Consider the following 24,659-nt stretch of genomic DNA (forward strand, 5'->3'; position numbering starts at 1 on the left):
AGCCTTACCCGAAGGCAAGGCTTTTGATGAACGATTTAGACAGTGATAAGCTCTGTCGGTTTTTCCGCGTCGGTGTCATGCAAATGCACGAATTCCCCCGTGCGGATCCCGCATGCTTCCAATGTTTGCGAAACACTCATCCTTGCGAGATCTTTCATATTATTGTCCTTGCTTAGATGCGATAAATAAATTCTCGTCTCTTTTTGGGCTACGACTTCACTCATTGCAACAGCGGCATCTTCATTTGACACGTGCCCCACGTCGCTAAGAATCCTGCGTTTAACGGACCATGGATAGCGTCCCATTTGCAGCATACTGACGTCATGATTGCTCTCGAACACAAATGCATCAGACCCTTGAATATGCCCTTTCATCCGGTCGCTCACATACCCCGTATCCGTGATAATCGACAGCTTGCGGTCGTTTTCATGGAAGACATAGAACATCGGATCCGCAGCATCGTGGGAAACAGCGAAAGACTGGATATCGAGCGAGCCGAACGACATGTTCGTTTCCATGTTGAAATGGAAACGTTGCTCCATCGGAATTTCGCCGACAAGCCCATTCATTGCAAGCCATGTCTTTTCATTTGCATAAATGGGCACTTTGTATCTTCGCGCCAGCACGCCAATCCCTTTAATATGATCGCTATGCTCATGAGTGACAAAAATGCCGTCCACTTGCGTCATGGAACGGCCAATACTTTCAAGCTGCTGTTCCATTCTTTTCGCACTAAGTCCTGCATCGACCAGAAAAGCATGCTTTTCTGTCTCTATATATATGGAATTGCCCGTACTACCACTAGCGAGCACACTGAAACGCATATGAAAAACTCCTTATTCTTCTTCATCCTCAACCTCATCGAGCTCTTCCTCTTCCATCTTTTCCAGGTGGAAGTCTATCACTTTTCCTTCAATGGCGTTGATGAAATGATTCTCGATGGTGCCATCCTTCAATTCTACACGAATATTCCATGTTGCGGCAAATACTTGGTTTTTCGTCGAAACGAGCGTCGCCGAGTAACCTGGTGTCACCTTCAGCACTTTTGAATCCTGCTTCAAATACCCCCGCGTAACTAGCGATCCTACCGCTTCATCCTGTGTCAACATGTCTCTTTTCAAGTTTTTGCTTGAGAACTCTTCCAGCATTCGCTGCTCGTAATGTGTTACTTCATAATTTTCGTCCCAATAAATCGTCAATGTGGCATTCGGACTATAGAAAATCGGTTCGCCATCCACTTTTTGAAAAAAGATGGCTTTCCGCTTTTCCTTATCCACTTCCCAGAACTCATATTCAGCTCCGTGCCATATATACTTCGCTAGAAAATCATTGAAATGATAATCCTCTTTTTCATTTCGGATGGATACCGGGATAATCATTTCGGATTCAATTGTTGTATTATCGACAATGACGATGGACTGGTCCTCCAAAGTCTCCAATTCTTCTTCTGAGAATGACTTCACATCAGCAAAGATGTGGGAAAAGTCATTTTTAACGACCTGTGGCAAATTGTACGTAATATTTTCTTGTTTCATCAAATCCTCAATGGAGGCTTTCCCCGCAACTTGCACATTTTGCGCCTCAGTACGCTGATTTAAATACAAGAAATAGAGGAATATATTCAATATCGAAAAGACGACGATGAATATCGTTTTTGTCTTATTCCAATCCAATTTGCTCACCCCCGCCTTGATCCTCAGCTGTATAAGAGAACCATCTACCTTTGATATAATAAAACCAGGCAGGCTCCATCACAAAAATCCGTTTTTCTAAATTATGTCTCATCATGTACCCTGTTGTAATTTCCTCGACCGTCCCGAAATCGATTTTTTCCGATTCCATCAGTTCGTTTGCTATGGCAGCACCCGAAGGAAGACTCACTTCTTCCTCATCCACCCCCACATCAAGTGTATAATAAGGACGGATATACTTAAACACCCGGTTCACGCCATAATACTGTGCAATTTCCGTTATGCCCGCTGGTTCCAAGACCGGATAGCCTTGAATGAACAACTGGAATCTCACATAATGAGAATAATGATTTATATACGAGAATCTGAACGAATCCGTCCAGCCACCATGCTCATTAATCGAGTCAATGACGTCTGTTAATAGGGTTGATGGTTTTACCTCTTCCCTGTTTTCCACAGCAGGATGGGCAAAGTTCAACATCTTCGATTCCGTATTTACGACCAAAAGCGCATGGTCATCACCAAATTCCTCACGTTTGCCATCCACCTGACTGCGTCTTACTGCATTCGGGTCATTGAATAAAGCATCACGGAAGCGGGTCGGACTTATTTCTTCCTGGTAATACACGATTTGATTCATCGTGACTGGTTCAGTAGGAACCGCCAAATAGACCGATTCCTGTACATTCACTTCAGTATAGGAAGGCAAATTTTCCCCTTCAATGACGATGTTACGATATGACGTCATCGTATCCTTCGGAGTTACTTTGCCATGAAAATGGGTTCCTGTCGCCCGGTTGATGAAATGCACTTCAAATGCAACTTCCTTCGGATTCCATTTGACGACAAGGCGGTCAAAACTGAATTCCGGAAGTCGAATATTGTCCTCAAAAGGTAAAATTTCTTCATACACAGGCAGCGGCACATCCCCTTGGAAATACAAGGTGAACTGATTCGTATCTTCGAAGAAGGCTTTCATCTGCCCCTTGTTCATCTCGTTTTGGCCGGGAACCAATTGCGTGACTTTCCAAGAGTTCATTTCCCTCATAATACTGTCGATCCGTATTTGATCGGTCGTTCCATTGAGTGATTCCTCATATTTAATGAGGATCTTATATGGCTTAATGATATCCTGCACTTTTCTTCGTTCGCCGATTGAAATATCGACGGTCGGCGATTGTTCAATCGTATCTAGTCGGGGCGAATACGTCCATATGGAAAAGGTGAATGTTATGCTCAACAGGACGAGCAATAGTAAGATAATCGATTTGACCGGTTCGATATACTTCAATCCCATTCACCTTCCTCTTGTTGTTCAAAGGGCAGCGTAAAGAAAATCGTCGTGCCTTTCCCTTCTTCACTTTCCGCCCATATTTCGCCGCCATGTGCAATGATCATTTCCTTGGCGATGGCAAGTCCAAGACCCGTTCCGCCCATCGCCCTTGATCTCGCGCGGTCCGCTCTGTAGAACCTGTCGAAAATGCGGTTCACATTCGCTTGCGGGATGCCCATGCCGTCGTCGGAAATCATCACTTTTATGAACGTTCCAGACGTCGTTACCCCAAAGCGGACATCTCCGCCATCCGGGGAATATTTAAGCGCATTCGAAATGATATTGTCGATTACCTGTGTCATCTTATCGGTGTCAATTTCGACGAATAGATCCTCGGAAGGTAACAATCGCTTGAAGTGAACGTTCTGTGACTTCGAGAATTCGAACCGCTCAATGATTGAGTTGAAGAAATGGTTGAATTCTACCCATTCGGTATTCAACTCATATTCTTTGCTATCCATCCTGGAAAGCTTCAATAAGTCATTCACAAGCCGGATCATCCGCTCCGTCTCCGTCTGCGTCACGCGAAGGAAGGAAGGGGCAATCTCCTCGTTCTTCCATGCACCTTCCGCCAATGCGTCCAAATAGCTGCGCATTGTCGTGAGCGGGGTACGAAGCTCGTGAGAAACGTTGGAAACGAATTCTCGCCTCTCCATGTCAATCTTCTCCTGTTCGGTATTGTCATGAAGGACGACAATGAGACCGTTCACGAAGCCCGTCTCCCGCTGCGTCACCGAAAAGGTCGCCCGTAGGATGTAAGGGACCTTCTCCGTACTGAAGTCGAGCGCGATTGAATCCTTCACTTGAATCAGGTCTTCAAACGTATATTCCTGCTCCAAGCCTAAGATGCTTGCAATCGGGCGGTTCAATACAAGATCGCGTGTCATCCGCAGCATCATGAGCGCAGAGTCATTGATTAGGCTCACCCTGCCTTTACGGTCCGTAGATATGACGCCATCCGTCATGTTTTCAAGAACCGAGGCGAGCTTTCTTTGCTCACTTTCCGTCGTTGACTGCGACTCTTGCAGCTGATTCGTCAAATGGTTGAAAGCGATTGCCAGCTGGCCCATTTCATCATTCCCGTATACGTGGACCTTCCTTGAGAAGTTCCCTTGCGCCATCGCTTGTGCCTGACGCCTCATATCCGAAATCGGCCTCGTAAAAGTCCTGGCGATGAAGATGCCGATAATAATTGTGATTGTTAACGAGACCGCCACTCCACCCGCAAGAATTTGGTTGATTTCATTGATCTGCTTGAATACTTTTTCGATATTTGCTGTCACATATAAAGTGCCAACGACTTCCAAATTATTATTCTTAATAGGCGTCACAAGCACCATGACACGTTCTCGTTTCGTCGGGTCATAGTTAATATTCTCGTAGACCGTTTCGGATGAGATCGATCTTCTCACACTGTCTTCCATTGATCGCTGGCCGACCAATGATTGATTGCCCAATTCGGAAGTTGCCAATATACGATACTTTGCATCGATGACCCTTATTTCATTTATATCTTCCGAATTAAAGCCCGAAAGGACGTTCCATAAGCTCTGTTCGAGCGGCGGATCGTCCGTAGTTGACCGGTCTTTTATCATTTCTTCACGGACGCTGAATTCAACAAGATTCATCCTGTCTCTGACGGATGTCGTGAAGTTATCTTTTAACGTCTGTTCAAGCTCCCTTGCAAAATAAAGCCCGATAATCTGCATCGCTACAAGGATGAGCATAATGTAGATGAGCACGAATTTTACATGGATAGACCGAAAAAACCCGACTTTCTGCATTTTCCTTACTCCTGTTCCGGATCACGCAAATAGTAACCGACTCCACGTCTTGTTACAATCCACGTCGGATGGCTCGGAGTGTCCTCGATCTTTTCGCGCAGACGGCGTATCGTTACGTCGACTGTCCGTACATCCCCAAAATAATCATAGCCCCATACCGTCTGCAACAAATGCTCTCTCGTCATTACTTGGCCGATATGTTTCGCCAAATAATGAAGCAATTCAAACTCGCGGTGCGTCAGTTCAATCGATTCTCCACGCTTTTGGACTAAATAGGCATCCGGTTGGATGACGAGGCTTCCGACTGTAATTTCATTTGTCGCCTCATCCTGCTCCTCCGACAACGTCTTCGAATGCCTGCGCAAGTTCGCTTTCACCCTTGCAATCAATTCGCGCGTGCCAAATGGTTTCGTCACATAATCATCCGCGCCTAATTCCAACCCTAGCACTTTATCAATTTCCGAGTCCTTCGCTGTAAGCATGATGATTGGGAAATCATATTTCTTCCTGACTTCCCTGCATACTTCCATGCCATCACGCTTCGGAAGCATTATATCGAGCAACATGATATCCGGCTGCACTTCTTCCACCTTCTCAAGCGCCTCTTCTCCGTCATAAGCGCAATAGACAGTAAAGCCTTCCTTCTTCAAATTGAACTCTAATATGTCAGCTATCGGTTTTTCATCATCTACGACTAAAATCGTTTTATTTTGCATCATTCATTCCCTTTCCCGCCAATTTGGCGCCTTACTTATTATCTTTTACATTCATAGTCCGTGCTTAGCTTGCAACTTGCCTTATTCGATTGTACGGCCTTTATTATACATTCTATTTCTTTAGCAAAAAACCTTCCAATCCAGACCTATACAAAATTAGAAAAAGAGACGGCAACAGAATACTGTAGCGTCTCCATTCCTTACTCTTTATCTTAACACACTCAACGGATTGATATTGGAACCGTTCTTATATACTTCAAAATGAAGGTGCATGCCTGTAGAGCGTCCTGTGGAGCCCATGACACCTATCTTCGCTCCTTGAGGAACTGTTTGCCCCTCTTTGACATCGATGGATGCCAGATGGGCGTATAACGTCTTATACCCATTGTTATGCGTTATGACGACTCGATTTCCGTATGTTCCATGGTACCCGGCATCCGTCACGACTCCATTGTCAGAAGCGAAAATCGACCTGGATGATGGACGTGCAATGTCAATGCCTTGGTGTACCCGGCCCCATCGTTTCCCCATTTTACTCGAAATGTATCCACCGTCTGCCGGCCACTTGAAGTTGCCTGTCCCACGTGAAGGGATTACCTTCGTTCCGACGACCGTCACTTCATGAACCGGCTCTTCCAGTACATGTTCCTCCGCTACAGATTTACCGATCACTTTCCCGTTCTTTTTGCGGATCAAATGCGTGACCGATTTCTTGCCATCTGTTCCTTTTTGTTTAATTCTCTTTTCACCTTTGAATTCTGATTCGTCTTTTTCGGTCAGTTTCTTGAACTGGATCGGGGCAATCTCTTTTGATTCATAGTGAGCTTCAACTTCTATGTAGGGCTCGAGGGCTGTGACGTTCAGCTCTTGGCCTATTTGAAGAACTGCATCCTCTGTAATCCCCGGATTGATTTCCATCAGTTTCACTGTCGACATATTGTGTGCACTGGCGACTTTCCCTAATACGTCCCCTTGCTGGATAACGTATTTCTTCTCTTCCAATGTGCCTTTATTCAACAAGGTGATTGCTTCTTCCACGCTTCGGACCTCTTCAGGTGCCGTTTGTCCCTCGGCCGCCTGGATGTCAGCGCTGAATTGAATATCAGCAAGTCTAGTTTCATTTTCCTTTAACGGTGGTAAAGGTTCAGTAGTTTGTTGGCGGGCTTCGAATTCTGCAAGCTCCTGCTCGGTGACTGTTTGCAGTGTAATCTCTTGGATCACTTTTTCAAAATCGGCCATATCTTTGACGTAGAGTGCTGTCTCTTCATCAATTTGGACACCGATCGCTTCCGCCTCCACGGTTAGCAAGCCTTGAAGTTTTCCAAGGACCTTTTCATCGTCTGTTCCGATTGAAAACACCCTTTCCGGCACGACAGACAACTCAGTCCCGATTGTCAATGGGAGATCTTCGTATTCGGAGGCCGCTTTCTTCAATTCTTCTTGTTTAAGCTGTTCGATCTTTTTTTCATCGGATAGCATCCCGACATATTCACTGTCCGAGTAGACATGGTAGATTGTATGGATTGAGGAGTCTTCCACTTTTTCTAGTGAAAAACCGGAGCTCATGCCGATACCTGCAAAGAATACCGTAATGATGCCGACCTTTTTAACTTTTTTATATAGGGTACTTCTATTCTGTTCTTTCGTGGTTTTTTGTTTCTTGCAAAACATCGTTTAATACTCCTTCCGACTGGCAACTGCTACAAGAGGCCTATCATACTGAAAGATTTTTCACGCCCCTTCAATTTATCATATCAACTAACTTGCTTGTTATTTTACGGCCATTTGTAATGAACTTGTAGTATTGCAACCAATTATTCCTTATTAAATTCCATATGTTAGTTATAAATGAGGGGAATTCCAGCGGGGAAAATAGTCTTACATTCTTGAGATTGCACCGGATTTGCGTTTCAGTCGGACGCTTTCCGCGGGCACGGCTTCAATCTCCTCGGCTTTGCCTGCGGGGCTTTCAGCTCGTGCTGTTCCCGCAGGAGTCGCCGCCTTCCACTCCAATCCTAAGACAATAAAAGAAGCGAATGGGGAAAACTGAAAACCCATTCGCTTCTCTTTTTGAATTATTGATAGGACGGGGCTTCGTGTTGGCTCCAGTCGATGTTGAGGAACTTATTGAACTCCTTGGCGAAAGCTAGAGTGACGGTACCGGTTGGGCCGTTCCGCTGCTTCGCTATGATGATTTCAATCATATTCTGATTCTCTGTTTCTTTATCATAGTAATCTTCCCGATAAAGGAAAGAAACGATATCCGCATCTTGCTCGATACTTCCCGATTCCCTCAAGTCGGACATCATCGGCCGCTTGTCTTGACGCTGCTCTACGCCACGGGAAAGCTGGGAGAGTGCGATGACCGGGATCTTCAATTCCCGGGCAAGCGCTTTTAAGGAACGGGATATTTCGGAAACTTCCTGCTGACGGTTCTCGCCGGAACGGCCGCTTCCCATGATAAGCTGCAAATAATCGATCATAATCATGCCTAAACCATGCTCTTGCTGAAGTCGTCGGCACTTGGAGCGGATTTCGTTAATCCGGATGCCCGGGGAGTCGTCAATGAAGATTCCGGCGTTGGACAGGCTTCCCATCGCCATCGTCAATTTCCGCCAATCCTCTGCTTCCAAGTTCCCTGTACGCATCACTTGCGCGTCAATATTTCCTTCCGCACAAAGCATACGCATGACGAGTTGTTCCGCACCCATCTCCAAACTAAAAATCGCAACGTTTTCATCTGTCTTCGTCGCCACGTTTTGGGCGACGTTCAAGGCAAACGCCGTTTTACCGACGGAAGGACGGGCGGCAACGATGATCAGGTCATTCCGCTGAAAGCCGGCCGTTATCTTGTCAAGGTCTCGGAACCCGGTCGGAATGCCAGTCACTTCGCCTTTTCTCGTATGAAGAAGTTCGATATTGTCGTATGTTTCCACAAGGACATCTTTAATGTGCTTGAAATCTCCGGCATTTTTCCGGTTGGAAACTTCCATGATCCTTTTTTCAGCTTCGGAAAGGACTGCTTCAACTTCATCCTCTTTTGTGAAACCTTCCTCGACGATATTGGTCGCCACTCGGATGAGCCGTCTCAGAATGGATTTCTCTTCGACAATCTTGGCATAATACTCAATATTCGCCGCCGTCGGTACGGCATTTGCAATTTCGGTCAAATATGAAATGCCACCGACATCTTCTAATTCCTTTTTGGCGGAAAGCTCTTCGGTAACCGTGACGACGTCAATCGCTTGTCCTTTGTCGCTCAGGATTAGCATCGTGTCAAAGATCTTCTCGTGCGCCGTTTTGTAAAAGTCATCCGGGCGAAGAATTTCCGAAGCCGTAATCAGCGCTTCCGGTTGCAGGAAGACTGCACCAATGACGGATTGCTCAGCTTCGTTGTTATGCGGGGGAACGCGATCATACATCTGGTCCATCATTATCGCTCCCTATCATTCTTCGGTTACATGGACTTTAAGCGTAGCGGTAACTTCCGGGTGCAGTTTGATCGGCACATTTGTATAGCCGAGAGCCCGTATTGCATCAGGCAGTTCCATCTTACGGCGATCCACTTTGATTTTATGATTTTTCTCGAGAGCGTCAGCAATTTGCTTCGTTGTGATCGAACCGAAGAGGCGTCCACCTTCTCCGGATTTCGCTTTCATTTCCACAGTCGTCTCATCGATGAGTTCTTTCAGCTTCTTTGCTTCAGCCAGTTCCGCCGCCGCGTCTTTCTCGGCACGCTTCTTCTGACCTTCAAGCTGGCTTAAGTTTGCAGGTGTAGCTTCAATGGCCAATTTGTTTTTCAACAGGTAGTTTTGCGCATAGCCGACAGATACTTCTTTCACTTCGCCTTTTTTACCTTTGCCTTTAACATCTTTCAAAAAAATAACTTTCATAATCATTTTCCCCCTTCATTTTTATCTTCTATAGCGGATTTCAATAAATGCTCCGCTTCTTCTATCGTTTCCACTTCAAGCTGGCAGGCGGCATTCGTCAAATGCCCACCACCGCCAAGCTCCTCCATGACGAGCTGTACATTAAGCTCTCCAAGGGATCTTGCACTGATGCCGATTTTCCCGTCCGAGCGGGAAGCGATGACGAACGAGGCGATGACCCCTTGCATCGTCAGGAGAATATCTGCTGTCTGTGCAATCAGAACTGAACTATAGACGGTGCCTTCCTCCCCTTTTGCAATCGCGATGCCAGAAGAAGTAAGCTCCACCGTTTCGATCAGTTTGGACCGCTGAATATATGTCCCGATATCTTCCTTCAGCAATCGCTGTACAAGCACTGTGTCGGCGCCGTTTGTCCGTAAATAGGAAGCCGCCTCGAAGGTTCTTGATCCCGTCCTCAGCGTAAAGCTTTTCGTATCGACGACAATCCCTGCGAGCAACGCAGTTGATTCGAGCATCGTCAGCTTTTCATGCTTCGGCTGATATTCCACAAGCTCTGTCACAAGCTCGGCTGTCGATGAAGCATACGGTTCCATATAGACGAGCATCGTATTATTAATAAATTCCTCGCCTCGTCGATGATGGTCGATGACAACGACCTTTTCGGCCTTATCGATCAATCGCTCATCGATGACCATACTCGGTTTATGCGTATCGACGATGACAAGAAGGGATCTCTCTGTCAGCATCGATAACGCGGTTTCCGGATCGATAAATTGGGCAAACAACTCTTCGTCTTTTTTAATTTCTTCCATCAGGCGGGTCACGCTGCCATCGAGCTCGTCAAAGTTGAGGACAACATGGCCTTCCACGTTATTCATTCTAGCCATCTTCCGAACCCCGATGGATGCTCCAATTGCGTCCATGTCGGGCATTTTGTGGCCCATGATAACCACTTTATCGCTGCCTTGGATCAAATCGCGTAAAGCGTGTGAAATGACCCTGGCACGGACACGGGTCCTCTTTTCCACCGGATTTGTCTTGCCTCCGAAAAATTTGAGTTTGCCATCCTTATGCTTAATGGCGACCTGATCGCCTCCGCGACCGAGTACGAGATCCAGACTGGATTGTGCGAGCTCTCCAAGCTCTGTCAGCGAGGCGGAGCCGGTTCCGACACCGATGCTAAGCGTCAAGCTTGCATTGTGCTTAGCGGTCTTTTCCCGTATATCATCTAATATCGAAAACTTCGCCGTTTCCAACTTGGACAGGATCGCTTCATTGAAAACCGCTAAAAAACGATCAGATGCAATCCTTTTTACAAAGATGCCGTTATCCAATGCCCACTGATTCACTAGTGATGTGACAAGCGAGTTGAGATTGCTCCTCGTCTGGTCGTCCATCGTCTGGGCAAGCTCGTCGTAGTTGTCGATAAGCATGACTCCGAGCACTGTCCGGTCTTGATAATAGAGAGATTCGATCTCCACTTTTTCAGTGATGTCGAATAAATAGATCAGTTTTTCCTCAGCCCTGTAAATGACTTGATATGTTGAAACACCGACCTTCAATGTCGTTTTCTGTCCTTCATTTTTAATAACGGATTGAAATGCTTCGGATAGCTGGAACAATTCCTCCCCAATAAGCGTCTCTTTATCAAAGATATTGACGGCATACGGGTTCGCCCATTCGATAATCTGTTTTTCATTAAAAAGGATAATGGCGATCGGCAGCTCGAGCAGCGCCTCTTCCCCAACCTTTTTCATGCGATAGGAGAGAGATTCGATATGCTTTTCCGTCTCGACATACGTCTGCTCTTCAAGCTTCCAGGCGATGCCTGCTGCTATCGTGAAAGGGATCGTAAATAAAAGGCCCTCCCAGAAATTCGATAGGAATAAAAGGACGGCCGCTATCAATCCAAGGAGAGATATGACAGTCAGTGGGTATCGGATAGCTCTTCTTCTAAAAATTGACCTCATTGTCTCATCCCCTTACTTCAAGTTGTCTTTTCCGATCCAAGCACGGATATTCACGCCTATATCAAGTATGCCAAGAAGTGTGGTTATTGGACTGAAAAGCAATGCGAAAATCGTGGAAAGTACCGTGACAATAGCCGGTACTTTCATTTTGTACATAAAGTAGTGAATCAATGCGAGCCCTTGCAATAGCAAGAGGAATCGTAAAATGATTGTCGCATTTACATATAGCAAGTAAGCCGAAGACTCCGGTTTCAAGTCCATCATCCATGGAAGTAGAATGATGAGCCCATAGATGAAAATGGTGATGACGGGCAGCCTCATCTCCCGGAATGGTGGAAACGTAGGCACTTGATGGCCAAGTCGGCGGAGCATCTCGAAATTGGGGATTACCATAATGAACGTAAAACCATATACCGCCAGGATGAACATAGCTGGAATTGCAGACCGGTACATAGTGAACGCTTCTTCTACTATCATTTCGTAGTTCCCCGGCAATGCTCCCAAGCTTTCGAGCGACGCCTTGAATTGCGTCTCCGCCTCTTTCAGCATCGTCATCAGACTATCGATTGCATTGACTTCGAAAACAATCGCGGCTATGAGATAAACCAATGCGCCTGTCACGATGAAGAAGAGTCCCGTTGCCATGAACGTGTACAGCTTTGATTTGCCCAAAAGCACCGATTCGGCAACGAGGAAGGCGAGCACCCCGAACATCAATGCAAAAGGCATTAACAAAATGCCTCCAACGATCAGGGACAGAATACTGCCGCCAATGACAACGAAAATCGTCGAGCTCCTATCGTAGCGCAGCCGATAAAGTATGATTGGCAATGGAATGAAAATCATTATGATACTTCCGAGGAAAGGGACATAAGCGGCCCCTGCCAGGAGTATCGTGAACAATGCGAGCATCATCGCACCGTATGTTATTTTTTGTGATTGGTCCTGCATCATTCAGTTCCTCCGTCCAGTCAATGGACTTAATATTGTCTATCTCCTCAAACAAGTGAGTTCTTATAATTGTATCATGATTACTGCCGATTAACCAAAGGGCAGTATGGCCTCTCAGCTTTGGACTTTTTACATACATACCGGTATTTCGATAGCACCGGCAACCTTCCTTAGAGCAAATACGCATAAATTCTTCTAAACGCGCATAAACGTCTCTAAATACGCATATTTCCCAGGAAACGCTCATAACTGTCCATAAAAACGCATAAATCGATTTATTTACGCATAACGAACGTTCCTACTCCGATAGGTTTGTTGATTGTCAACGGCATTGGGCGCGAGTTTGTTAGGCTTGGAAACGATAGCCGTTCCGCACCCATAAGACATGCTGTTAGCCAGGAATGTATTTGGATAACCATCGTGACCAATGCATTTGACAACTATTCATGTGTTGTAATCAATTCAAAAAACCGCCTTGGGACCGGGGATGCCGGTATCACAAGGCGGTTAAAAAAGTATAATTATCTTTCTTCCGAAACGAACGGAAGAAGTGCCATAATACGAGCACGTTTAATAGCAGACGTTAATTTACGTTGATATTTCGCGCTTGTACCAGTTACACGGCGAGGTAAGATCTTTCCACGTTCAGAAACGAATTTCTTAAGTAGATCAGTATCTTTATAATCGATATTTGTAATGTTGTTCGATGTAAAATAGCAGACTTTACGACGTCTGCGACCTCCACGGCGTGGTGCCATATCGCTTTCCCTCCTTACTTTACGTTACCGACAATCATTCATCAGAACGGCAGATCGTCATCCGATACTTCAATCGGACCGCTGCTCGTACCGAATGGATCGTTGTCAGTACGTGTATAGTTTTGTTGAGCTGGTTGTTGATATTGCTGGTTCGGCTGCTGATTCTGATAATACGGTTGTTCGTTCTGTGGTGCTCCACCATAAGCAGCTCCGGATCTCTCAGCATTTGCACTGCGCGGTTCAAGGAATTGCACGCTGTCCGCTACGACTTCTGTCATGAAGACACGCTTGCCATCTTGTCCATCGAAGCTGCTCGTTTGGATACGGCCTTCGATTCCAGCAAGACTTCCTTTACGTAAAAAGTTCGCAGTGTTTTCCGCCTGCTTCCTCCAAGTGACACAGTTGATGAAATCAGCTTCACGCTCGCCCGATTGGCTCGAGAATGTCCGATTCACCGCTAGCGTAAAGCGTGTTACCGCAATTCCGCTCTGTGTGTACTTGAGTTCAGGATCTTTTGTCAATCGGCCAACTAAAACGACACGGTTAATCATCAGAATGCAACCTCCCTCATCATTTTCAAGTTTCACCTATTAACGGTAGTGCATTTCGTTCTTATATGGATTAGTTGTCCAGACGAACAGCCATATGACGAATGATATCTTCGTTGATGTTCGCAAGACGATTGAATTCATCGATAGCTTCAGTTCCTGCGTTTAGTGTTACCAATTGGTAGTAGCCTTCACGCAAGTCGTCGATTTCGTAAGCAAGACGACGCTTGCCCCACTCTTTCGACTCGATGATTTCCGCTCCGTTTGAAGTTAGGATGTCATCGAAACGAGTGATCAATGCTTTTTTTGCTTCATCTTCTACTGTTGGACGGATGATGTACATGATTTCGTACTTTCTCATCTTTAGTCACCTCCTTATGGACTTTGGCCCACTTGTTACGGCGGGCAAGGAGTAAGTAATTTTTATTACTCACATCATCATATTTTAACATGATGTCTTCAGGTAATCAACTATTATTGATGTGAATTAAATAATTTCACATAAATAAATAGTTCTTGCTAACCGGATTTCCGTTACAGGCGGACGCTTTCCGCGGGCACGGCTTCAATCTCCTCGTCACTGCGTTCCTGCGGGGCTTTCAGCTCGTGCTGTTCCCGCAGGAGTCGCCGCCTTCCACTCCAATCCTTGGCAATTCTTTTCAATTTATAAATCCAACATATTCGCTTCGTGTATACTTATTAGTAAGAGGTGATGATTTAATGGAAGACTTCTCTGGACCGGATAAGATAATTGAGATTGATTTGCCGAAGGTGGCTAAGAGTGGGTTGTGGGTGACGTTTTTGACGCTCATTGGATTGCTTGTTGTAGATGGTCTTATTTATCAGGAACTATCTTTTACATTCACCGTTTGGAATGTTCTGTTTTTTGTTGGTGGATATGTGCTCTTGATTATTCTTCATGAGCTTTTTCATCTGCTTGGTTTCAGGATGTTCGGTAACGTGCCTTGGAAGAGCATGATTGTTGGAATGAATCTCAAATTGGGTATTGCTTATGCAACGACTGATCGCCTAATGACGAACAAGGCTATCCAAAAAGCTTTATTGCTTCCTTTTTGGACTACTGGCGTAGTACCCGCTATGATCGGACTTGTTACAAGCAACGGTATTTGGCTTGGGCTAGCCGCTTTTCTGATTGGCGGTGCTGCTGGTGACTTTGCGATGTATAAGGAGCTGCGGAAACTTCCGGATGATTGGCTAGTAAAGGATGATCCCGAGAAGCCGAAGCTATACTTATTTAAGCCAGGACGCAATATACAGTAAAACAACCGGAAAAGGATGTCCTTCTCCGGTTGTTTTCATTTATTTATACGTTAAATCTAAACAACATGACGTCCCCGTCTTGGACTACGTATTCTTTTCCTTCTAGACGGACTTTGCCTGCTTCTTTGGCAGCTGCCATTGATCCGGCTTCTACTAGCGCATCATAAGAAACAGTTTCTGCACGGATGAAACCACGTTCGAAGTCTGTATGGATAACGCCTGCACATTGTGGCGCTTTCATCCCTTTACGGAATGTCCATGCGCGGACTTCTTGGACACCTGCTGTGAAGTAAGTTGCAAGGCCTAATAGATGATAAGAAGCTTTGATGAGTTGATCTAGGCCAGATTCCTTTATCCCTAATTCTTCAAGGAACATTGCCTTCTCTTCATCATCCAATTCAGCCATTTCTTCCTCAACTTTTGCACTTACGACAATCACTTCCGCATTATCCTTCTTGGCAAAGTCGCGGACCATTTTGACATACTCGTTCTCTTCTGCATTGGCAATTTCATCTTCCGAAACGTTTGCGACGTAAAGCATCGGCTTGATTGTCAACAGATGCATCCCTTTGATGAGTTGGAATTCTTCCGGTGTCAATTCGACGGAGCGGGCAGGCTTTTCATTCTCGAAAGCTTCTTTTAGCTTCAGCAAGACCGGTTCCTCAGCCATGGAATCCTTATCTTTTTGCTTCGCCATTTTGGATACACGAGTCAAGCGTTTTTCCACGCTTTCCATGTCAGCAAGGATTAGTTCCAAGTTGATGACTTCAATATCGTCGATCGGATTCACTTTCCCTGATACATGAGTAATATTTTCATCGTCAAAACAACGGACGACTTGGCAAATCGCATCGACTTCGCGGATATGAGAGAGGAACTTATTTCCTAGTCCTTCCCCTTTACTCGCCCCTTCAACAATCCCTGCAATATCTGTAAATTCAAAAGCTGTCGGAACTGTCTTTTTTGGTACGACAAGCTCAGTTAATTTTTGAAGCCGTTCATCCGGCACTTCTACGATTCCGACGTTTGGATCGATCGTACAGAACGGATAGTTGGCAGCCTCTGCTCCCGCCTTCGTTATTGCGTTGAATAGAGTCGACTTCCCGACGTTCGGTAGACCGACGATTCCAGCTGTTAACGCCATTTATTTCCCAACCTTTCATATAGGTCAATTTCATAATCATCTTTGCAACTCTTCTATTATAAGAATAGTTGGCGTTCCTGTCTAATTTTGTTCTGCTTCCGCCTTGACGAGAACTTTCTTCATCTTCTTTGCAAATTCATTCCGTGGAATCATTACACTATGGCCGCACCCTTCGCATTTTATCCTGATGTCAGCGCCCATCCGGATGATTTTCCATGCATTCGTTCCGCACGGATGCGGTTTTTTCATTTCCACGACATCATTCAAATGAAACTCTTTCTCCACCGTCCATCTCTCCTTGCTCACTTATTGGTTATTAAATGATTTTGAAACAAGTATAGGATATGGAATCTCGATTCCTTCCTGCTCCAAATGTTTTTTTATCCCCATGCTAATATTCCTTGCAATGTCATAATGACGCATCGGCTTCGTTTCAACGATGATCCGTTCAATGACTGAGTCTTCCGTGAAGTCATGGGCACCGATCAATTTCGGCTTTCCTAGAAGGTCGGGGTTGTCCTTACTCATCGAATCCAAAAATGCATCGATCGCCTTTTCGACTTTTTCGATGCCGAGTTCAAATGGAATGGTGACATCGACAATCGCCAAAGAATTTTTCAAAGAATAATTGACGACTTGCGTGATAGTACCATTCGGTAAAATGAAAAGCTCTCCGGTGAAGTTTTTTATTTTCGTTGTCCGTAAACCGATCTCTTCTACCTTACCTTCGGCAGTTCCGATTTTGACGTAATCTCCGACTGAAAATTGGTCTTCGAAAAGGATGAAGAATCCTGAAATGACGTCCTTCACGAGGCTTTGCGCTCCGAAACCGACAGCGAGGCCTAGTACCCCTGCTCCCGCTAGAAGCCCTTTCACGTCGATATTAAACTCCTGCAGGATGGATAGGATTGCTGAAAAATAGATAACATAGCTAAGCGTGTTCTCGAGCAGCTTGAGCAAAGTCTGTTCTCGCCGCTCTTCTTTCCGAATCGGACCCTTTAATTTGATTTTGAAGATCTTTCGAATAATATATTTGCCGACTTGTACGACAATAATTGAGATTGCGATGATAATGGCAATCCTTACGGCAATAATTCCGAAATCGATCCACGTTTGTTCTGAGAAGATGAATCTGCCGATTTTTTCGGTTTCTTCATTTATGAGCACTTCTTTAATACCTTCTGTTTGCTTATTCGTCATCCGCATCATGCCTTTCCGTATAAATCCTCATGAAGCCGCGTATACTGCTACACAATCAATTCATTGTGGACTATTAATTAGAATGGAGTTTTGTCATGCATTCAGCACTTTCCACTAATTATGATTACCGTCTTCACTATAATGAAACAGGTGCTGTTTGGAAGCTCAGCACATTTTTCCTTGAACATATCCCCTTTCACGAGGAGTCTTTAACCTTCTTTTGCATTGGAACGGACCGATCCACTGGAGACGCATTAGGACCGTTAACCGGTTCCCATTTGGCCGAATCTTTATTGTTTCCTTTTCATGTCGTCGGGACTTTGGAAAAGCCATTGCATGCCCTTAATCTACAACAACAATTAGATGAACGGCTAGCGATGAACCCTTCCCCTTTCATCGTCGCAATCGATGCTTGCTTAGGTAGAAGCGATTCCATCGGCCACTTGCTGTTCCATCGTGGTCCGCTCTATCCCGGTAAAGCGGTCGGAAAAGAATTGCCCCCTGTCGGTAATTTATCCATCAAAGGGGTCGTCAATATTTCGGGTTTCATGGAACAGGCCGTCCTGCAAAGCACTCGGTTGCATCTTCCTTTTGAAATGAGCCGAGTCATTTCCCGCTCCCTTCAATTAGCCTATGGAAGATTTAAAACAGGAAATGAACGGTTGTTACAATAATACCGACGACAAAGATTCCCGGGATGAGGTTCGCCACTCGGATTTTCGTAATGCCGATCAAGTTCAATCCAATTCCGACGATCATTAAGCCGCCCGTCGCAGTCATTTCGGAAATAAAAAATTGCAATAGCTCATCTGGCACAAAGCGGCTAATTTGCGTCGAAAATAATGTAATGAGTCCTTGGTAAAGAAAAACAGGGACCGCAGAGATCATGACGCCAATGCCAAGCGTGGAACTAAGGATGACAGATGTGAATCCATCGATGATGCCCTTCATGATCAACACGTCATGGTCGTTCCGTAAGCCGCTGTCTATCGCTCCAATAATGGCCATTGAACCGACAACGAAGATGAGCGTTGCCGTGACAAAACCTTGCGCAATGCCTGGTCCTTCTTTTTTCGAAGGAAATTTCCGCTCAATCCAATTTCCTAATTCGTTGATTTTATTGTCCAGGTCCATCCATTCCCCAATGATTGCTCCAATGACGATGCTAATGATCACAATCAATATTTGCGTGCTTTCGAATATCATTTGGATACCGATTGCCGCGACCGCTAATCCGATTCCATACATAACGGTCTCTTTCATCCGTTCCGGGATGTTATATAAAAAACGGCCAAGTAGAGCCCCTATTATTATTAACAAGGCATTGATAATCGAACCAAGTAATATCATCGTTTTTCACTTCCATCTGCTAAAAATAATACCTATTTTGCATAGAGCAAAATAGGTACAGGCTTATTCATTCAATAGATCTAGGATTCTTTCAAGATCCTCTTCTGTGAAAAACTCGATCTCAATTTTACCTTTGTTCTTCGATTTCTTTATCGTTACATTGGTGCCGAAATATTCTCTCAAGTGCGATTCTTGCTCTTCCAAGAAAATGTTTTTCTTTTCCGGCTTTGTTTCACGTGGAACATTTTCATTTAACCTGTGAACCAACTTCTCTAATTGACGGACGTTCAAACCTTCATTGATCGTCTTTTCGGCAATCAACAATATTTGTTCCTTCTTTCGGAGACCAAGCAAAGTACGTCCATGTCCCATCGAGAGTTTGCCCTCTGTTATCAAAGTTCGGACCTTATCAGGCAAGCTGAGTAGTCGGATATGGTTTGCTATATGAGGACGACTTTTCCCTAGTCTGAATGCAAGTTGTTCCTGCGTAAGACTTAGATTATCCATAAGCTTTTGATAAGCTTCCGCTTCCTCGATTGGCGTCAAATCTTCACGTTGCAAGTTTTCAAGAATCGCCATTTCCATCGATTCTTCATCTGTCAGTTGACGGACGACTGCTGGAACCTCAGTTAATCCTGCCATTTTGGCAGCTCTGAAACGTCTTTCCCCAACTACAATTTCATACATCGTCCCTACTTTCCGGACAATGATCGGCTGTAAAATTCCATGCTCCTTAATCGACTCACTTAATTCTTGGATTGCATTCTCGTCAAATATCTTCCTAGGCTGATACGGATTCACTTTAATGCTTTTCAATCGAATATTCTCGATTGACTCTGCTTTTGTTAAAGACTCATCGGGAAATAAAGCGTTCAACCCTTTTCCAAGACCTTTAGCCATTGTGCACCACTTCCTTTGCCAGCTCTAAATATACTTCTGCGCCTCTCGATCTTGAATCATAAATGATGATTGGTTCTCCATGGCTTGGCGCTTCACTCAGACGTACATTTCGTGGAATGATCGTTCCGTACACTTTATCTTGAAAATACTTCTTCACTTCATCAATAACTTGAATTCCTAAGTTTGTTCTCGCATCGAACATTGTCAATAACACGCCATCAATTGTCAGGCCTTCATTCAAATGCTTTTGGACGAGCCTGATTGTACTTAATAATTGGCTTAGCCCTTCCAAAGCGTAATACTCACACTGAACTGGTATGATGACCGAATCTGCAGCGGTCAATGAGTTGATTGTCAATAACCCTAAAGATGGTGGGCAATCGATGATAATATAATCATACAATTCCTTTGCCTCTTGGATCGCATGTTTCATCCGTACTTCTCTAGAAATGGTTGAAACCAATTCAATTTCCGCACCTGCCAATGAAATAGTCGCAGGTACGATAGACAAGTTTTCCATCTTCGTTTGGTGGACGACTTCATTTATGTTAACGTCATCGATTAACATATCATATATGCACTGATGCACGTCACCTTTATTGACCCCTACCCCACTCGTTGCATTCCCTTGTGGATCGGCATCTATTAACAAGACCTTTTTGCCGATATGTGCAAGGCAAGCACTAAGATTTACCGAAGTGGTTGTCTTACCAACTCCTCCTTTTTGATTGGCAATGGCTATAATTTTACCCACACTTGCACCTGCTTTCTCACTCATCTATCAAAAAGCTATCTTTAATAATGAATAGATTCATTCTATTTCGTTCACTCTTTACTAGTTTATCAAAAAAACGTTGGCCGTGGTAATGTATAGCGCAAAAAAACTCCTGCTCCAGTCAAGCAAGAGTCATCTCGCACATTTTACGAGAATGCTATGTTGTTTTATTATTTCTTTTTCGGTATTTTAACTGTGATTGTATAAAATTCCTCTGTATCTTCTTCTTCTGTTTTTACATTGATGCCGCTTTTCGTAACAAGCGCCAGTGATTGCCGAATCGTATTTAGTGCAATTCGGACATCTTTGCTGACCGATTTCCTCTTAACGGCTTTCTTCTTTTCCTTCTCTTCTTCAACGGGGTTTAACGCTTGTTGAATTCGTTCTTCCAATTGCTTTACATTGAGCTGCTCATCAATCGCCTCTTGGAATAGCTTATGCTGCAATTCAGCATCCTTCACGGAAATTAAAGCCCTCGCATGTCTTTCGGATATTTCCTTCGTAAGGATACTGTTCTTGATTTCATCCGGAAGTTTCAACAAACGCAACTTATTGGCAACGGTCGATTGCCCTTTCCCAAGCCTTTGCGCTAGGGCTTCTTGGGTTAAACCATGTAACTCCAATAACTTTTCATAAGCGTATGCTTCCTCGATTGCCGTTAATTCTTCACGCTGCAAGTTTTCAATCAATGCTATGGACGCTGTTTCTTTATCGTCGAGATCACGAATAATGGCTGGGACTTCTTCCCAACCTAGTTTTTTCATTGCACGAAATCTTCGTTCACCTGCAATGATTTCATATCCATCGTCACTTTTTCTAATGACAATCGGTTGAATCACTCCATGTGTATGAATTGTGCGCGCAAGCTCTTCAATTTTCTCTTCAGAAAAAATGGTTCGAGGTTGATATTTATTCGGTTTAATTAAATCAATCTTTACTTGATCGACTTTCTCTTGTGGAGTTTTATCTATGTTCTGTAAATCAGGTTCTTTTTCTCCACTACCAAAAAACCGTGAAAACGTGTTTTTCATCGCCGGCACCCACCTTTACAAAACTGCTCATCATTAATAGCTATTTCGTCATATCTATTATATATCCTCTTTATTACTTATTAAAGAGTAGATTCAATGAGATTACAATACTATAATTTGATTTTCGCTTCAGTCGGACGCTTTCCGCGGTAGTAGTGTTACAACCTGCTCGTAACGCTTCGCTTTTACTCTCAAACGCCTTTCTTCGTAAAGGCGTTCGCTGGAGTCGCCGACTTCCACTTCAATCAACGGAGTCTGCCAATAAAAATCCTTGTAATGAAAAGATAATATAAAGATAGGCGCTATGGTTTTTTTACAGCGCCTGTTCTTCATTTTTATTTGGATAAGAATTCACTGACAAGTAGGAAATGTTTCACGTGAAACATTTATTTGATTGGCGTTTTATTCGGGATGCCTGGCTTTCGAGGGTATTTCTTAGGTGTTTTTTTGATTTTGTTCAAGATGAATATGTTTCTTTCACTTTCCTCCATTGGCAAATCGAAAGAAAACTTCTCAACGAGTTCCGCTCCTAGCACGTGGATTGCTTTTTTGGCATCTTGTAATTCTTCTTCCGCAGCTGCACCTTTCATGGAAATGAAAATTCCGCCCTCTTTCACAAGGGGTAGACATAGTTCTGAAAGGACAGATAAACGGGCAACTGCACGGGCCGTGACGATATCAAATTGTTCACGGTATTTCGGGTCTTGTCCGAAATCTTCGGCTCTTGAATGGATAAACCTTACGTTATCCAGTTCGAGTTCCTTAGCAAGTTCAGTCAAAAATGTGATTCTCTTGTTTAATGAATCTACAATTGTTACGGCTAAATCCGGGAAGCAGATTTTTAAAGGAATACTCGGAAATCCTGCTCCTGCTCCGACATCGCAAATGGATTTACTTCCGGTCAAATCTGTGTAGAATGCGGCGGTAATGGAATCGTAAAAATGTTTTAGATAAACAGATGGTGCATCCGTTATCGCTGTTAAATTCATTTTTTCATTCCATTCAACTAGCATTTGGAAGTATTTGTTAAATTGGTTGAGCTGATGATCGGAGAGGCTTATCCCCTGCTCTTTCAGCGCCTCTATGAATTGTTCTTCGTTCACTCGGATCCTCCTTCTAAAAAAAGACTGATGCGGACTTATCCCACATCAGTCACATGATGTTAACCAGTAATTTTCGCGATTTTCCCTTGTTCAATGTAAACAAGTAGAATGGAGATGTCTGCCGGGTTCACACCTGAAATCCTTGATGCTTGCGCAATGGATAACGGTCTGACAGCGGACAGATTTGCTTTCGCCTCTTTGGCGATTCCCGAAATGGCATTGTAATCAATGTTCTCAGGAATTCTTTTATTCTCCATCTTCTTCATGCGTTCCACTTGTTGCATTGATTTTTCGATGTAGCCTTCATATTTGATGAAGATTTCCACTTGCTCCGCCACTTCTAGGGATTTCTCTTCCTCAGGTGGCGCGACAGTGATAATTTGTTCGTATTTCATCTCAGGTCGTTTTAATAGATCCGCCGCTTTCATCGGTTCGCGCAGCTCTGTACCGCCTGATTCACGGATAATTTCTTGGACTGCTTCACTTGGTTTGATCGTCACTTTTCGAAGTCTATCGATTTCCTCTTCAATTTGTTGTTTTTTGAGGAGGAATTTCTCGTGGCGCTCTTCACTGATCATTCCAAGTTTGTATCCGATTTCCGTCAAACGTAAATCGGCATTGTCATGACGCAGCAAGAGACGGTATTCCGCTCTGGATGTTAGGAGACGATATGGTTCGCTCGTTCCTTTCGTTACAAGGTCGTCGATCAGAACGCCGATATAAGCGTCCGATCTTCCAAGGATTACTTCTTCCTTTCCGAGCACTTTGCTCGCTGCATTAATGCCCGCCATAATTCCTTGAGCAGCCGCTTCTTCATAGCCTGATGTTCCGTTGATTTGCCCGGCAGTGTATAGATTTTTAATTTTTTTCGTTTCAAGTGTCGGCCAAAGTTGTGTTGCAATAATTGCATCATACTCGATGGCATATCCGGCCCGCATCATTTCCGCTTTCTCCAATCCTGGCACGCTTTCGATTAGTCTGCGTTGAACGTGTTCAGGCAAGCTAGTTGAAAGTCCTTGGACGTAATACTCTTTTGTATTTCGGCCTTCCGGCTCCAAGAAGATTTGATGGCGCGATTTGTCTGCAAAACGGACGATTTTGTCTTCAATTGAAGGGCAATAGCTTGGCCCTTTCCCTTTGATCATACCTGAATACATTGGGGATAGATGAAGATTTTCGTTAATGATTTCATGCGTTTGCGGCGTTGTGTATGTCAACCAGCAAGGCAATTGGTCCATGATGAATTGTGTTGTTTCGTAACTGAAAGCACGTGGTACGTCATCACCCGGTTGAATTTCCGTTTTGCTGTAATCGATCGTGTTACCGTTAATTCGCGGCGGTGTGCCGGTTTTGAAACGTACTGTTTCCAATCCGAGTTCCTGCAGATTTTCGGCAAGCTTGATCGCCGGCATTTGGTTGTTCGGACCGCTTGAATATTTCAAGTCGCCGATGATGACTTCCCCACGAAGGAAAGTCCCTGTCGTAATGATGACCGTTTTCGCGCGGTAAATTGCACCGATTTGCGTAACGAGCCCTTTTACTTCGCCATCTTCGACGATTAGTTCTTCAACGACTCCTTGATGAAGCGTCAAGTTTTCCTGTTCTTCAAGGACGCGTTTCATTTCTTGTTGGTAGAGGACTTTATCCGCTTGCGCACGTAGTGCACGGACAGCTGGCCCTTTCCCTGTATTCAACATCCGCATTTGGATATGTGTTTTATCAATTACTTTCCCCATCGCTCCGCCTAGCGCGTCAATTTCCCGGACGACAATCCCTTTAGCGGGACCTCCAAGTGACGGATTGCATGGCATGAAAGCGATCATGTCAAGATTCATTGTTAGCACCAATGTCGATGCACCCATCTTCGCGGAAGCCAATGCCGCTTCAACGCCGGCATGACCTGCTCCGATGACTATACAATCGAACGTGCCTGCTTCAAATTGTGGCATGTTCGTTCATCCTTCCTAATATATAAATTTTCCGTGTCTATAAATAAAACATACAAAAGAAAATCATATTTTTAACATGCAAAACTGCTTTTCGTTCCGGTACTCGCTTTCCGCGGGCATGGCTTGAGCCAATCGAACAGCGTAGGGTTCGATTTGCCGTATTTCTGCGCTTTTTGCAGAAATTAAGGCATCTTTCTTACCATTCCTGCTCGCAACGCTAACGCTTTTGCTCGCAAAAGCCGTCCTTCGTTACGGCTTTCGCAGGAGTCTCGCACCTGCACT

General features: G+C 44.5%; 25 protein-coding genes. 2 read left to right on the forward strand and 23 right to left on the reverse strand.

Going from position 1 to position 24,659, the window contains the following annotated elements; translation table 11 throughout:
* Positions 1-35: 35 nt before the first annotated feature.
* The 14 genes from NIT04_RS18400 to rpsF form a co-directional block, all read right to left on the reverse strand.
* Entirely contained in the window at positions 36-824 is a 789-nt protein-coding gene (locus NIT04_RS18400) for an MBL fold metallo-hydrolase (RefSeq protein ID WP_252504949.1), read from the reverse strand.
* Between the two features lie 12 nt (positions 825-836).
* Positions 837-1,673 carry a two-component system regulatory protein YycI gene (locus tag NIT04_RS18405; protein ID WP_252504950.1) on the reverse strand — a complete coding sequence of 279 codons (837 nt, stop codon included), beginning with the start codon at positions 1,671-1,673 and terminating at the stop codon, positions 837-839.
* Positions 1,660-2,988, reverse strand: coding sequence for a YycH family regulatory protein (locus NIT04_RS18410; RefSeq protein WP_252504951.1), 1,329 nt, complete (start codon positions 2,986-2,988; stop codon positions 1,660-1,662). Before NIT04_RS18410 ends, NIT04_RS18405 begins: the two co-directional genes overlap by 14 nt.
* Entirely contained in the window at positions 2,979-4,808 is a 1,830-nt protein-coding gene (gene walK, locus NIT04_RS18415; protein WP_252504952.1) for a cell wall metabolism sensor histidine kinase WalK, read from the reverse strand. Before walK ends, NIT04_RS18410 begins: the two co-directional genes overlap by 10 nt.
* Before the next feature lie 5 nt (positions 4,809-4,813).
* Positions 4,814-5,524 (reverse strand): response regulator YycF, encoded by a 711-nt coding sequence (gene yycF, locus NIT04_RS18420; RefSeq protein WP_252505154.1) that lies wholly within the window; start codon positions 5,522-5,524, stop codon positions 4,814-4,816.
* A 207-nt stretch (positions 5,525-5,731) separates the two neighbouring features.
* Complete coding sequence (locus NIT04_RS18425; RefSeq protein ID WP_252504953.1) at positions 5,732-7,195, reverse strand: M23 family metallopeptidase; 1,464 nt, start codon at positions 7,193-7,195, stop codon at positions 5,732-5,734.
* Between the two features lie 207 nt (positions 7,196-7,402).
* Positions 7,403-7,582: a hypothetical protein gene (locus NIT04_RS18430; protein ID WP_252504954.1), complete on the reverse strand. Its 180-nt coding sequence runs from the start codon at positions 7,580-7,582 to the stop codon at positions 7,403-7,405.
* 17 nt (positions 7,583-7,599) lie between these two features.
* Positions 7,600-8,958 carry a replicative DNA helicase gene (gene dnaB, locus NIT04_RS18435; RefSeq protein ID WP_252504955.1) on the reverse strand — a complete coding sequence of 453 codons (1,359 nt, stop codon included), beginning with the start codon at positions 8,956-8,958 and terminating at the stop codon, positions 7,600-7,602.
* 12 nt (positions 8,959-8,970) lie between these two features.
* Positions 8,971-9,417 carry a 50S ribosomal protein L9 gene (gene rplI / locus NIT04_RS18440; RefSeq protein WP_252504956.1) on the reverse strand — a complete coding sequence of 149 codons (447 nt, stop codon included), beginning with the start codon at positions 9,415-9,417 and terminating at the stop codon, positions 8,971-8,973.
* A gap of 2 nt (positions 9,418-9,419) precedes the next feature.
* Positions 9,420-11,387, reverse strand: a complete 1,968-nt coding sequence (locus NIT04_RS18445) for a DHH family phosphoesterase (protein WP_252504957.1) — start codon at positions 11,385-11,387, stop codon at positions 9,420-9,422.
* 12 nt (positions 11,388-11,399) lie between these two features.
* Positions 11,400-12,341, reverse strand: coding sequence for a YybS family protein (locus tag NIT04_RS18450; RefSeq protein WP_252504958.1), 942 nt, complete (start codon positions 12,339-12,341; stop codon positions 11,400-11,402).
* A 518-nt stretch (positions 12,342-12,859) separates the two neighbouring features.
* On the reverse strand, positions 12,860-13,096 hold the full coding sequence (gene rpsR / locus NIT04_RS18455; protein ID WP_252504959.1) for a 30S ribosomal protein S18: 237 nt from the start codon (positions 13,094-13,096) through the stop codon (positions 12,860-12,862).
* Between the two features lie 41 nt (positions 13,097-13,137).
* Positions 13,138-13,647 carry a single-stranded DNA-binding protein gene (ssb, locus tag NIT04_RS18460; protein WP_252504960.1) on the reverse strand — a complete coding sequence of 170 codons (510 nt, stop codon included), beginning with the start codon at positions 13,645-13,647 and terminating at the stop codon, positions 13,138-13,140.
* Positions 13,648-13,717: 70 nt separating this feature from the next.
* Positions 13,718-14,005, reverse strand: coding sequence for a 30S ribosomal protein S6 (gene rpsF / locus NIT04_RS18465; protein WP_252504961.1), 288 nt, complete (start codon positions 14,003-14,005; stop codon positions 13,718-13,720).
* Between the two features lie 155 nt (positions 14,006-14,160).
* Between rpsF and NIT04_RS18470 the strand changes: the two genes are divergently transcribed.
* On the forward strand, positions 14,161-14,925 hold the full coding sequence (locus NIT04_RS18470) for a DUF3267 domain-containing protein (protein ID WP_252504962.1): 765 nt from the start codon (positions 14,161-14,163) through the stop codon (positions 14,923-14,925).
* A 43-nt stretch (positions 14,926-14,968) separates the two neighbouring features.
* Here NIT04_RS18470 and ychF read toward each other — a convergent pair whose 3' ends face one another.
* From ychF to NIT04_RS18485, 3 genes are all read right to left on the reverse strand, one after another.
* Entirely contained in the window at positions 14,969-16,069 is a 1,101-nt protein-coding gene (gene ychF, locus NIT04_RS18475) for a redox-regulated ATPase YchF (RefSeq protein WP_252504963.1), read from the reverse strand.
* Positions 16,070-16,150: 81 nt separating this feature from the next.
* Positions 16,151-16,318, reverse strand: a complete 168-nt coding sequence (locus NIT04_RS18480; RefSeq protein WP_251628254.1) for a DUF951 domain-containing protein — start codon at positions 16,316-16,318, stop codon at positions 16,151-16,153.
* A 57-nt stretch (positions 16,319-16,375) separates the two neighbouring features.
* Positions 16,376-17,269 (reverse strand): mechanosensitive ion channel family protein, encoded by an 894-nt coding sequence (locus tag NIT04_RS18485; protein WP_252504964.1) that lies wholly within the window; start codon positions 17,267-17,269, stop codon positions 16,376-16,378.
* 95 nt (positions 17,270-17,364) lie between these two features.
* Here NIT04_RS18485 and yyaC point away from each other — a divergent pair, with 95 nt between their 5' ends.
* Entirely contained in the window at positions 17,365-17,943 is a 579-nt protein-coding gene (gene yyaC / locus NIT04_RS18490) for a spore protease YyaC (RefSeq protein WP_252504965.1), read from the forward strand.
* On the opposite strand, the gene NIT04_RS18495 is transcribed toward yyaC, so the two are convergent.
* From NIT04_RS18495 to mnmG, 6 genes are all read right to left on the reverse strand, one after another.
* Positions 17,912-18,619, reverse strand: a complete 708-nt coding sequence (locus NIT04_RS18495) for a DUF554 domain-containing protein (protein WP_252504966.1) — start codon at positions 18,617-18,619, stop codon at positions 17,912-17,914. The genes yyaC and NIT04_RS18495 overlap by 32 nt on opposite strands.
* A 63-nt stretch (positions 18,620-18,682) precedes the next feature.
* A complete protein-coding gene (locus tag NIT04_RS18500) occupies positions 18,683-19,519 on the reverse strand; it encodes a ParB/RepB/Spo0J family partition protein (protein ID WP_252504967.1) in 837 nt (278 codons plus the stop codon).
* Entirely contained in the window at positions 19,512-20,273 is a 762-nt protein-coding gene (locus tag NIT04_RS18505; RefSeq protein WP_252504968.1) for a ParA family protein, read from the reverse strand. Before NIT04_RS18505 ends, NIT04_RS18500 begins: the two co-directional genes overlap by 8 nt.
* A 191-nt stretch (positions 20,274-20,464) precedes the next feature.
* On the reverse strand, positions 20,465-21,325 hold the full coding sequence (gene noc / locus NIT04_RS18510; protein ID WP_252504969.1) for a nucleoid occlusion protein: 861 nt from the start codon (positions 21,323-21,325) through the stop codon (positions 20,465-20,467).
* A 386-nt stretch (positions 21,326-21,711) separates the two neighbouring features.
* On the reverse strand, positions 21,712-22,428 hold the full coding sequence (rsmG, locus tag NIT04_RS18515; protein WP_252504970.1) for a 16S rRNA (guanine(527)-N(7))-methyltransferase RsmG: 717 nt from the start codon (positions 22,426-22,428) through the stop codon (positions 21,712-21,714).
* A 59-nt stretch (positions 22,429-22,487) separates the two neighbouring features.
* Positions 22,488-24,377: a tRNA uridine-5-carboxymethylaminomethyl(34) synthesis enzyme MnmG gene (gene mnmG, locus NIT04_RS18520; protein ID WP_252504971.1), complete on the reverse strand. Its 1,890-nt coding sequence runs from the start codon at positions 24,375-24,377 to the stop codon at positions 22,488-22,490.
* Between the last annotated feature and the right edge of the window lie 282 nt (positions 24,378-24,659).

Source organism: Sporosarcina sp. Marseille-Q4943 (assembly GCF_943736995.1).
In the GTDB taxonomy this organism is placed as follows: domain Bacteria; phylum Bacillota; class Bacilli; order Bacillales_A; family Planococcaceae; genus Sporosarcina.

Excerpts from the sequence above, each read along its gene's own strand:
- NIT04_RS18400 (WP_252504949.1), bottom strand. The coding sequence starts at position 824 with ATGCGTTTCAGTGTGCTCGCTAGTGGTAGTACGGGCAATTCCATATAT.
- NIT04_RS18410 (WP_252504951.1), bottom strand. The coding sequence starts at position 2,988 with ATGGGATTGAAGTATATCGAACCGGTCAAATCGATTATCTTACTATTG.
- walK (WP_252504952.1), bottom strand. The coding sequence starts at position 4,808 with ATGCAGAAAGTCGGGTTTTTTCGGTCTATCCATGTAAAATTCGTGCTC.
- yycF (WP_252505154.1), bottom strand. The coding sequence starts at position 5,524 with ATGCAAAATAAAACGATTTTAGTCGTAGATGATGAAAAACCGATAGCT.
- NIT04_RS18425 (WP_252504953.1), bottom strand. The coding sequence starts at position 7,195 with ATGTTTTGCAAGAAACAAAAAACCACGAAAGAACAGAATAGAAGTACC.
- NIT04_RS18430 (WP_252504954.1), bottom strand. The coding sequence starts at position 7,582 with ATGGGTTTTCAGTTTTCCCCATTCGCTTCTTTTATTGTCTTAGGATTG.
- dnaB (WP_252504955.1), bottom strand. The coding sequence starts at position 8,958 with ATGATGGACCAGATGTATGATCGCGTTCCCCCGCATAACAACGAAGCT.
- rplI (WP_252504956.1), bottom strand. The coding sequence starts at position 9,417 with ATGAAAGTTATTTTTTTGAAAGATGTTAAAGGCAAAGGTAAAAAAGGC.
- NIT04_RS18445 (WP_252504957.1), bottom strand. The coding sequence starts at position 11,387 with ATGAGGTCAATTTTTAGAAGAAGAGCTATCCGATACCCACTGACTGTC.
- NIT04_RS18450 (WP_252504958.1), bottom strand. The coding sequence starts at position 12,341 with ATGATGCAGGACCAATCACAAAAAATAACATACGGTGCGATGATGCTC.
- rpsR (WP_252504959.1), bottom strand. The coding sequence starts at position 13,096 with ATGGCACCACGCCGTGGAGGTCGCAGACGTCGTAAAGTCTGCTATTTT.
- ssb (WP_252504960.1), bottom strand. The coding sequence starts at position 13,647 with ATGATTAACCGTGTCGTTTTAGTTGGCCGATTGACAAAAGATCCTGAA.
- rpsF (WP_252504961.1), bottom strand. The coding sequence starts at position 14,005 with ATGAGAAAGTACGAAATCATGTACATCATCCGTCCAACAGTAGAAGAT.
- ychF (WP_252504963.1), bottom strand. The coding sequence starts at position 16,069 with ATGGCGTTAACAGCTGGAATCGTCGGTCTACCGAACGTCGGGAAGTCG.
- NIT04_RS18480 (WP_251628254.1), bottom strand. The coding sequence starts at position 16,318 with ATGAAAAAACCGCATCCGTGCGGAACGAATGCATGGAAAATCATCCGG.
- NIT04_RS18485 (WP_252504964.1), bottom strand. The coding sequence starts at position 17,269 with ATGACGAATAAGCAAACAGAAGGTATTAAAGAAGTGCTCATAAATGAA.
- yyaC (WP_252504965.1), top strand. The coding sequence starts at position 17,365 with ATGCATTCAGCACTTTCCACTAATTATGATTACCGTCTTCACTATAAT.
- NIT04_RS18495 (WP_252504966.1), bottom strand. The coding sequence starts at position 18,619 with ATGATATTACTTGGTTCGATTATCAATGCCTTGTTAATAATAATAGGG.
- NIT04_RS18500 (WP_252504967.1), bottom strand. The coding sequence starts at position 19,519 with ATGGCTAAAGGTCTTGGAAAAGGGTTGAACGCTTTATTTCCCGATGAG.
- noc (WP_252504969.1), bottom strand. The coding sequence starts at position 21,325 with ATGAAAAACACGTTTTCACGGTTTTTTGGTAGTGGAGAAAAAGAACCT.
- mnmG (WP_252504971.1), bottom strand. The coding sequence starts at position 24,377 with ATGCCACAATTTGAAGCAGGCACGTTCGATTGTATAGTCATCGGAGCA.